We start from the raw sequence: 8,799 nt of genomic DNA, 5'->3' as shown, positions 1-8,799 counted from the left end.
CCACACCGCCCCGGCTACCGTCGAGGCGTCAGTATCGAGCCTCCACTGAACCCGGGGCGGGACAACCGTCCACCGGGTCCTGGTCCGTTGCCGGCTCAACCGCCTGTCTCATGTGGACCGGGCCACGGGCGAGCCGGTGCGCCGCTACGAGCACGACCATCCCGGTGCGATGCTGCACGTGGATGTCAAGAAACTCGGGAACATCCCCGACGGCGGCGGCTGGAGGTTCGTCGGTCGCACCCGCGGCGACCGGAATCGGGCCGCTACGCCCGGCAAGCCGCGCAACGCCCACCACAACCCGAAGATGGGGCACGCGTTCGTGCACACCGTCATCGATGACCACTCCCGGGTCGCCTACGCCGAAGTCCACGACGACGAGACCGCCGTCACCGCTACGGGCGTCCTGCGCCGGGCCGTGGCGTGGTTCGCCGCCCGCGGGATCACGACCGAACGAGTCCTGTCGGACAACGGCGCCCCGTATCGCTCTCACCTGTGGCATGACACCTGTCTCGAGCTTGCGATCAGGCACACCCGCACCCGCCCCTACCGGCCCCAGACCAACGGCAAGATCGAACGCTTCCATCGCACCCTCGCCGACGGATGGGGATATGCCCGCTGCTACACCTCGGAGGCTGAACGCCGCGCAGCCCTGCCAGGATGGCTCCACGAGTACAACCACCACCGACCCCACACCGCCTGCGGGAACAAGCCACCAGTCACCCGATTGACCAACCTGTCCGGTCAGTACAGCTAGTCCACCCGTAACCAGCAGTCGGGCCACCTGTCGCGGCGCCATCGCCTGGTCGATCCGGACGTCACCACGGCCGATGGGTGCCCAGCACCAGCAGCCAGTCGTGGTCGCCGTCGGCGTTCGCGCCCGGCGTGGTCATCGACGCGGCGAGGGTGGCGGACTCGGGCTCGCCGGTCGTCGGGTCCACCCACCAGGCCTGAGCCCCCGCCGCGAGCCCGTCGAGGTCGAGCGTGACCGTGCGGGCGGTCGGCACGTAGACGAGGGCGAGGTCGCCGTCGGGGCTCGCCGCCGCGGTCGCGAGGTCGCTCTCCAGCTGGTCGAGGGCCTCCGGGTTCCCGCTGGCTCCCCCGACGAGCAGTGACCCGTCGTCCGGCACCAGCGTCCACCAGGGCAGGGCCGCGACGACGTCGCGCAGCCGCGCCACCTGCTGCGCGCCCTCCGAGCGCAGCCGCCCCTGCCAGCCGGGCAGGAACTCCCAGTCGTCGGTGCCGAACACGTCCCCCGGCGACCCGCTCGTGACGGCCCACAGCACCTGGCGCCGCAGGGTCTCGGTGGTCGTGGGCTCGTCCTCGAGGTTGTTCTCGCCCTCGTAGTTCGACTCGGCGAGCAGGGCGGGCCGCACGGGCCCGGTGTCGTACGCCTCGCGCACGGCCTCGTACACCGGCTGGTACGAGTACACGAAGTCCCAGTCGACGAGCGGACCCCAGTGCGGGTCCTGACCGGCGAACCGCACCGTGATCAGCTGGGCGGAGAACGGCCGGTCGTCGCCGGTGGACCGGATCCCCTCCTGCACCGCCTCGAAGCACGCGTCGTGCTCCGGGCTCGGCGTGTAGTCGCCGCCCGCCATCCACAGGACGTTCGGCAGGTCCGCAGCCCACTCGCCCACCTGCGCGCCGTACGCGCGGCAGTCCTCGACGGACGGCGAGCCGAACGGCTCCTCGACCGTCCAGCTGTCCACCGGGTACAGCAGGACGGTGAGCCCGAGGTCGGCCGCCCGCGCCAGGGTGGCGTGCGCCCGGTCCCAGTACGGCTCGTGCCAGCCCGTGACGTCGCCCTGGGCGAACGGGAGCAGCCCGTCGACCGTGGCGCCGTCCGCGGTGACCCCGCCGTTCATCGGGTTGCCCAGCAGCGACACGACCAGGGTGTTGAAGCCCTGCTCCGCCCGGGCGGTCAGGTACGTCTCGGCCTCGTCGGGCCGCAGGTCCACCAGCAGCGACCACGGCGAGTCGCCGCGCACCAGCACCGGGTCGCCGTCCTGGTCCACGAAGTACCGGCCGTCGCCCGAGACGGCCGTGACGAACCGCGTCCCGCCGTCCGCCCGCGGCGACGCCGTCGGGGCGCCCGAGGTCGCGGGGGCGGCGGCCGCGGGCCCGCTCGACGGCTCCGGCGCCGCCCGCTCGGGACGGAGCGCCTGGTACCCGCCGAGGACCACCAGGACGGCGACCGCCACTGCGGCCAGCACAGCGGCCAGCACCGCGGCGGTGCGTGCCGCGAGCCGCCGGTTCACGGCGTCGCCGGCTCCCGGGCGCGGATCCCGAGCAGCTGACGCACGCGGTCCTCCTGCGCGCGGACGGCGGCGCGGTCGGCGTCCGCGACGGCGCGCACGTGCGCCGACTCCGCGTCGTGGTCGGCCAGGATGTCGCGCACCTGGGCGACGACGGCCGCCGGGTCGAACGTGTCGCGGTCGTGCGACCGCTCCGCGCCCTGGCCGGGCGGGGCGTAGTGCGCCACGAGCGACGCCTGCTTGGGCCCGTACCCCGTGGCGACGACCGGCACCCCCTCGCCCACCGCGGCGACCAGGTTGTGGTAGCGCGCGGCGACCAGCGCGTGGCACCCGCCGAGCGCGTGCGCGACGTCCTCCACGGTGCGTGCCTCGCTCAGCTCGACGGCGGCCCCCGGGTCGCCGGCGCGCACCCGGCGCACCACCTCGCGGGCGACGCGCAGGTCCAGCTCCTCGCCGGTCACGACCCGCACGCGGGCCCCCGTGCCGAGCAGAGCACGCACGAGCACGACGGCGCGGCCGGTGCAGCGCTCCCGGTCGGCGTCGCGCTCGGTGCCGCCCCAGTCCATGACCCCGACGGCGACCAGCGGGTCCGTCTCCCCGGTCCCGCGGGCCGGCGGCGCGGTGACGGGGTCCCGGCGCAGCACGAGGTCGGGCACCACCGCCGCCGCCCGCCGCACCCCGAGCGCGGCCAGCGCGCGGGCCGACCCGTCGTCGCGCACGGTCACGACGTCCGCCCACGCGAGCGTCCGGGCGAAGAACCAGCGCACGCCGGGGGACCCCTGGCCGTCGACCCCCACGCTGAGCAGCAGCAGGGGTCGGCGGTGCAGGCGCGCCCAGGCGGCGAGCCAGAACAGCGAGAACGGGATGCCGCGCGGGCGCTGCCCCTGCCCCTCGAAGATCCCCGTGCCGGGCACGACGACGGCGTCCACCGACCGCACCGTACGGCCCAGGTGCAGCACGTCGGCCACCCGGCCCGCGAGGCTGCTCAGCCCGTGGCGCGGGCCGCTCGGGCAACGGATCTCCACGGCCTCGACGCCATGCTCGGCCGCCACCACGGCAGGCAGCTGCGCCACCGCCAGCGGACGCACGCCCGTACCGTCGAGCAGCGCCAGGCCCGCGGCCAGCGAGGCGTCGTTCCCGTGGTTGCCGATGCCCGTCTCGCCGAAGAACGCGACCCGGCGCACCCGCCTCACGTCGTCCTCCGGCGGGACCCGACGAGCCCGGCGTCCTGCGGCAGGCGCACGAGGTCCCCGGCGACGGTGCGCCACCCGGGCACCGTCCAGCGCCCGAGCACCGTCGCCGCGCACCGCGCGCGTTCGACGACGTCGAGCGGTGCGGCGCCCACCGCCCCCAGCAGGAGGAACGTGGAGCGCGAGTACGGGAACACGGTGCGCGGCCGGCTCGGGTCCACCCACGCGGCCTCGCTGGCCCGGTCGCCGCCGTGCCGCTGGTCGTGGGCGCGGATGTGCAGCAGCCCGCGCTCGGGCACCACCTCGAGGCGGCCGGCCAGGGCGAGCGCCGCCGGCAGCACCATCTCGCCCGCCGTCGAGACCCGGACGCCGCCCGCCGCGCGCGCCGCCGCGGTGCGCATCAGGCCGAACCCGACCTGCCCCACCATGCGGCGCAGCACCGTGCCGAGCCGCCGGTGCGGGGCGGACGCCGCCAGCCCGCCCGCGAGGTCGGCGTCGCCGTCCTGGTGCTCGCCGACCTCCCGGCCCTCGGTGTCGACGAGCACGACGCGCGGGACGGCGCACACCGCGCCCGGGCCGGCGTCGTCCAGCACCTCGACGCTGCGGCGCAGCCACGCCGGGTCGCGCAGGTCGTCGTGGTACGCCCACGCGAACAGCGGGGAGCGCGCATGGTCCAGCAGCCACGCGGCGTTGTGGCCGCCGCCGATGTTCACCTCGTGCCGCACATACGTGAACCGCGGGTCGCGGGCGGCTGCCTCGCGCGCGATCTCCTGGGTGCCGTCCGTGGAGGCGTTGTCGGCCACGACCACGGCGAAGTCACCGAGGTCCTGGCGTTCGAGAGCCGCGAGGGCCTCCGGGAGGTAGCGCTCGCCGTCGTGCACGGGCACGCCGATGGTCACGCGCGGCGGCGCGGTCATGACGACTCCCGGGCCCGGTCGTCGAGCGACGGAGTCGTCACGTCCTGGAGCACCCCGGCGAGGGCGTCGTGCGCCGGGTCGGCCGGCCCGACCGTGGCGACGAGCCCGAGCGCGGCGACCAGCCGGTCGGCCTCCCCGTGCACGGAGGCGTACGCGGCCCGGCAGGTGGCGTCGAGCTCCTCGGCGACGCGGGCCGCGTCGGCGTGGGCTGCCCTCACGAGGGCGGCGACGCGGCCGGGTTCCGCCGCGTCGATCGGCACCACGTACGCCCCGAGACCGGCGCCGTGCAGCAGCGCGTCGTCCTTGTGCGCGTGGCTCAGGGCCACGACCGGCCGGCGTGCCAGGAAGGCGGCGACGAGCACGTGGTAGCGGCTCGACACGACGACGTCGACGTCGGCCAGGTACACCACCAGGGCGTCCAGGCCGGTCACCTCGGTGTGCACGGATGCCGCGGGCACGCCCCTGCGGCCCATCGGGACGTCCGCCGGGACGGCGCTCACGGCCTCTCGGACGTCGGCCACCGGCCCGTGGTCGGCGCCGTCGGCAGCGAGAAGCTCCACCACCGACCCGGATCCCACCAGCGTCCGCACGAGCGCGGCGGCCCGGTCCAGGTAGCGGCGGCGCAGCGACGCGCTGTCCCCGCCGGGCGGGTCGTGGTCGATGACCCCCACCGCCACCGTGCGCGGCCCGGCCGACGGCTCCGACCGCTCCGACCGCTCCGACCGCTCCGACCGCTCCGACCGCTCCGACGGTGTCCCCCGCCGCAGCGCCTCGGGACGGCCCAGAACGACGTCGTGCGTCACCGCGTCCCTGCCCACGCCCGCCCAGGCCGGCAGGGCGTCGCGCGACCCGGCGTCGCGGAAGGAGCGGTAGCGGGCCCCCCGCGCGGCGACGCCCGCTGTCCAGGCGGGCAGACGGCTGTCGTACGGGCCGCCACCGACCGCGAACCACGCGAACGGCACCCGCCGCAGCCGGCAGGCGAGCGCGAGGACCGCGAGCCACACGAGCACCCCGCCCGGGTCGCGGCGACCTGCGCGCTCGAGCACGCCGGTGCCGGGGACCACCACCGCGTCGTAGCCCCCGACCACCCGCACCAGGTGCAGCAGGTCGGCGAGCTTCGCCGCCGTGCGCGTCATCGCGCCGCCCCGCCCGGACCGCTGCAGCCGCAGGCCGAACGACGAGCGCAGCGGGACCGTGCCGTCGAAGCGGACGTCCGCCCGTCGTGCCCTCCGGGCCCCGTCCTCGAGGCCGACGTCGCGCCCGATCACCTCGACCCGGATGCCTCGCACGCGTTCGCGCAGCAGGGCCGCGACCGCCGTGAACGACGCGTCGTTGCCGAGGTTCCCGACGCCGACCTCGCCGAAGAGCGCGACCCGGGGTGCGTCGACGCCCGCAGGCCCACGACGCGCGCGGGTCACCGGGCCCCCGGCCCCAGGTCCAGGCGCTGCTTGCGCACCGTGAACCCCTCCGCGTACGGCGCCCGGCACTCCATCCCGCGCAGGCGCATGAGGCCGAGGAACGTCTCGTCGTCCCACCAGTCGCGGGCGGTCTGGGAGGGGTAGTGCTTGGTCAGCAGCTCGACCTTGCGACGCGCGTCGGCGCGCGGGACGGGCACGTACGTCGTCACGCGGCGCAGGTCGCCGTCCCACTTCGGGATCTCGTACTCCAGCACGAGGGCGTCCCGCCACACCGTCGGCACCAGCTCGCCGACGAGGCGGTGGTCCTGGTGGGCGTCCTGCGGGCTCGGGGCGAGCACGAGGTCGATCCGGCCCGCCGGCTCCAGCTCGCGGGCCAGGGACTCGAGCGCGTCCTTGACCGCGCCCCAGTGCTCCGGCAGCCGGCCGTCGGGCCACGACCAGAACCGGCTCGTCGCGCCCGGGCTGAACGCCTGGGCCGCCGCCTCGGCCTCGGCGCGGCGCTCCGGGCTGCCGGTGAGCGTCGCGACGGCGACCTGCACGCCGCCCCGGGCCGCGAGCGCCAGCAGGGTGCCCCCGCACGCGATCTCGACGTCGTCGGGGTGGGCGGCCACGCACAGCACCCGCAGGTCGCCGGGCGGCAGGCCGAGCCCGATCATCGGACCGCGCTCGGCACGGCACGGGGACGCAGCGAGCCCGCGTCGTGCTCCCACACGGCCCACGGCCGGCGGCCCCGGCGGTCCATCTCCTCGAGCATGTTGCGCTCCTTGAGGGTGTCCATCGGCGCCCAGAACCCCTCGTAGCCCACGGCCCGGAAGCGCCCGTCGCGCGCGGCCCGCACGCAGCCGTTCATGACGAGGTCGTCGCCCTCGTCCAGGTAGTCGAAGATGCCCTGGCGCAGCACGAAGTAGCCGCCGTTGATGCACATGGTCATGCCGGCCACGGGCTCGAGGTCCCGCATCGTGCCGTCCTCGTCGTACCGCACGACGTGGAACGAGTCCTGCGGCGGCACCGCCAGCAGCGAGCCGACGGCGTCGGTGGCGACGAGCTCGTCGATGATGTCGTTCATCGGGGCGTCGGTGAGCACGTCGCCGTAGTTCGCGAGGAAGACGTCGTCGTCCTCCAGGAACGGGCGCACGCGCCGCAGCCGCTCGCCGATCGGCGTGTCGATCCCGGTGTCGACGAACGTGATGCGCCACTCGCTGATGTCGGTGCTCAGCAGCTCGACCTGCTCCCCGCCCTTCGTCAGCACGAAGTCGTTCGAGTGGGTCTCCGAGTAGTGGAGGAAGTAGTCCTTGACGGCCGTCGCGCCGTACCCGAGGCACAGGATGAACTCCGTGTGCCCGAAGTGCGCGTAGTACTTCATGATGTGCCACAGGACCGGTCGGGACCCGATCGACGTCATCGGCTTGGGCAGCGACTCCGGCCCGGAGCGCATCCGCATCCCCAGCCCGCCGCAGAACAGCACGACCTTCATGACCCGACCTCCGTCGTCCCCGCGCCGGCGTCGCCGCCGCCGCCCTCTCCCCCGCCGCCGGACCCCGGCAGCGTGTCCGGCAGCCGCCGCGGGGCGGCCCGCTCCCGCATCGCCGGCGCGACGGGCCGGCCCTGCAGCAGCCCGTCGGTGGTGCCGGCGTCGACGGCCTGCCCGTAGACGACGAGCGCGCCGCGCACCGCCTCCACGGTCGCGTCGACGTCGGCGTCGGTGTGCGCCGCCGAGATCACGAAGGACTGGGCCAGCACCCCCCGCGACAGCAGCTCCTGCAGGAACAGGGTGCGGAACGCCTGCGACGGGTTGCGCTCCGTGTCGCGCGTGCCGAACACGAGGCACGACGACCTGCCCATGACCGTCACGTGGTCGGACAGCCCCGCCTCGGCCGCGGCCTGCTCGACGCCCGCGCGCAGCCGCTGCCCCTGGGCCTCCATGATCCCGACGACGTCGCGCTCGGCGTACGCGTCGGCGACGGCGAGGTACGCGGCCAGGCCCGTCGTCTCCGCCCCGTGCGTGGTGGACAGCAGGAACGCGCGGGGGTCGTCGGTGTTGAGCCCGCCGACCTCCATGAGGTCCGCGCGGCCCGCGAGCGCCGAGACGGAGAACCCGTTGCCGAGGGCCTTGCCCCACGTGGACAGGTCGGGGACGACGCCGTACACGGACTGCGCCCCGCCGGCGGCCCAGCGCATGCCGGTGATCATCTCGTCGAAGACGAGCACGAACCCGTCGCGGTCGGCCAGCTCGCGCAGGCCCTCGAGGAAGCCCGGCGCCGGCTCGGCCGTCGCGGTCGCCTGCTCGAGGATGAGCGCCGCGACCCGGCCCGGGTGGGCGTCCAGCACCGCGCGCACCGAGTCGAGGTCGTTGTACCGGAAGCCGACCGTCAGGTCGCGGTGCGCCGCCGGGATGCCGGCCGACATCGCCGTCGTGCCGACGAACCAGTCGTCGGTGGAGAAGAACGGCTGCGTGGAGCACACCGCCACCAGGTCGCGGCCCGTGGCCGCGCGCGCGAGCTTGATCGCCGCCGTGGTGACGTCCGACCCGTTCTTGGCGAACTTCACCATCTCGGCGCCCGGCACCTGGGCGCAGAAGCGTTCCGCCGCCTGCAGCTCCCAGACGGACGGGCGGGAGAAGTTCACGCCCTGGGACGCGGCGCGCGTCACGGCGGCGACGACCGGCTCGTACCCGTGCCCGAGCGTCACCGCGCGCAGCCCCATGCCGTACTCGACGAACCAGTTGCCGTCGAGGTCCTGCACCCGGGCGCCGCTGCCGCGCACCAGCACCGGCGCCATGCCCTCCGGGTACTGGTCCGAGCCGCGGGCGTAGGTGTGGGCCCCGCCGGGCACGAGCTCGTGCAGCCGGCGCTGCGCCGAGTCCGACCGCCCGAACCGGTGCCGCGCGGGCGCGGACGCCGTCGTGGCGCTCCCTGTGCTGCCTGCGGTCTGGGTCATCTGAGGCTCCCTGGGATCGGACCTGCTGGCCGTCGCCAGTCTGTGCACCGCGGCGCGGCGGGCGGAAGACGATCCCCGGCAG

Annotated in this window: 7 protein-coding genes and 1 pseudogene; 1 reads left to right on the top strand and 7 read right to left on the bottom strand. The window is 75.4% G+C overall.

Features of this window, described 5'->3' with window-relative positions; genetic code table 11:
• Positions 1–61: 61 nt before the first annotated feature.
• Positions 62–754 (top strand): annotated as a pseudogene (locus IEW03_RS04235) (IS481 family transposase); the annotation flags it as partial.
• Positions 755–815: 61 nt separating this feature from the next.
• Here IEW03_RS04235 and IEW03_RS04230 read toward each other — a convergent pair.
• From IEW03_RS04230 to IEW03_RS04200, 7 genes are read right to left on the bottom strand one after another with little or no spacing between them, the layout of a single operon-like run.
• On the bottom strand, positions 816–2,258 hold the full coding sequence (locus IEW03_RS04230) for an apiosidase-like domain-containing protein (RefSeq protein WP_188522387.1): 1,443 nt from the start codon (positions 2,256–2,258) through the stop codon (positions 816–818).
• Positions 2,255–3,448 carry a polysaccharide pyruvyl transferase family protein gene (locus tag IEW03_RS04225; RefSeq protein ID WP_188522386.1) on the bottom strand — a complete coding sequence of 398 codons (1,194 nt, stop codon included), beginning with the start codon at positions 3,446–3,448 and terminating at the stop codon, positions 2,255–2,257. The genes IEW03_RS04230 and IEW03_RS04225 overlap by 4 nt, the downstream gene beginning before the upstream one ends.
• Positions 3,445–4,362: a glycosyltransferase family 2 protein gene (locus IEW03_RS04220; RefSeq protein WP_188522385.1), complete on the bottom strand. Its 918-nt coding sequence runs from the start codon at positions 4,360–4,362 to the stop codon at positions 3,445–3,447. The genes IEW03_RS04225 and IEW03_RS04220 overlap by 4 nt, the downstream gene beginning before the upstream one ends.
• A complete protein-coding gene (locus IEW03_RS04215) occupies positions 4,359–5,780 on the bottom strand; it encodes a polysaccharide pyruvyl transferase family protein (protein ID WP_188522384.1) in 1,422 nt (473 codons plus the stop codon). The genes IEW03_RS04220 and IEW03_RS04215 overlap by 4 nt, the downstream gene beginning before the upstream one ends.
• Positions 5,777–6,436, bottom strand: coding sequence for a PIG-L deacetylase family protein (locus IEW03_RS04210; protein WP_188522383.1), 660 nt, complete (start codon positions 6,434–6,436; stop codon positions 5,777–5,779). Before IEW03_RS04210 ends, IEW03_RS04215 begins: the two co-directional genes overlap by 4 nt.
• Positions 6,433–7,254, bottom strand: coding sequence for a glycosyltransferase family protein (locus tag IEW03_RS04205; RefSeq protein ID WP_188522382.1), 822 nt, complete (start codon positions 7,252–7,254; stop codon positions 6,433–6,435). Before IEW03_RS04205 ends, IEW03_RS04210 begins: the two co-directional genes overlap by 4 nt.
• The gene (locus IEW03_RS04200) at positions 7,251–8,717 is read right to left on the bottom strand and encodes a glutamate-1-semialdehyde 2,1-aminomutase (RefSeq protein WP_188522381.1); all 1,467 of its coding nucleotides are present in this window, start codon (positions 8,715–8,717) and stop codon (positions 7,251–7,253) included. Before IEW03_RS04200 ends, IEW03_RS04205 begins: the two co-directional genes overlap by 4 nt.
• Positions 8,718–8,799 lie beyond the last annotated feature (82 nt).

The organism is Isoptericola cucumis (assembly GCF_014635665.1).
Lineage (GTDB): Bacteria > Actinomycetota > Actinomycetes > Actinomycetales > Cellulomonadaceae > Isoptericola > Isoptericola cucumis.
Note: the sequence above shows the minus strand (reverse complement) of the source record. Positions and strands in the feature narration are given on the sequence as shown.

Bases quoted from the DNA above. Each gene is read 5' to 3' on its own strand.
- IEW03_RS04220 (WP_188522385.1), bottom strand. From the start codon at position 4,362: ATGACCGCGCCGCCGCGCGTGACCATCGGCGTGCCCGTGCACGACGGC.
- IEW03_RS04210 (WP_188522383.1), bottom strand. From the start codon at position 6,436: ATGATCGGGCTCGGCCTGCCGCCCGGCGACCTGCGGGTGCTGTGCGTG.
- IEW03_RS04205 (WP_188522382.1), bottom strand. From the start codon at position 7,254: ATGAAGGTCGTGCTGTTCTGCGGCGGGCTGGGGATGCGGATGCGCTCC.
- IEW03_RS04200 (WP_188522381.1), bottom strand. From the start codon at position 8,717: ATGACCCAGACCGCAGGCAGCACAGGGAGCGCCACGACGGCGTCCGCG.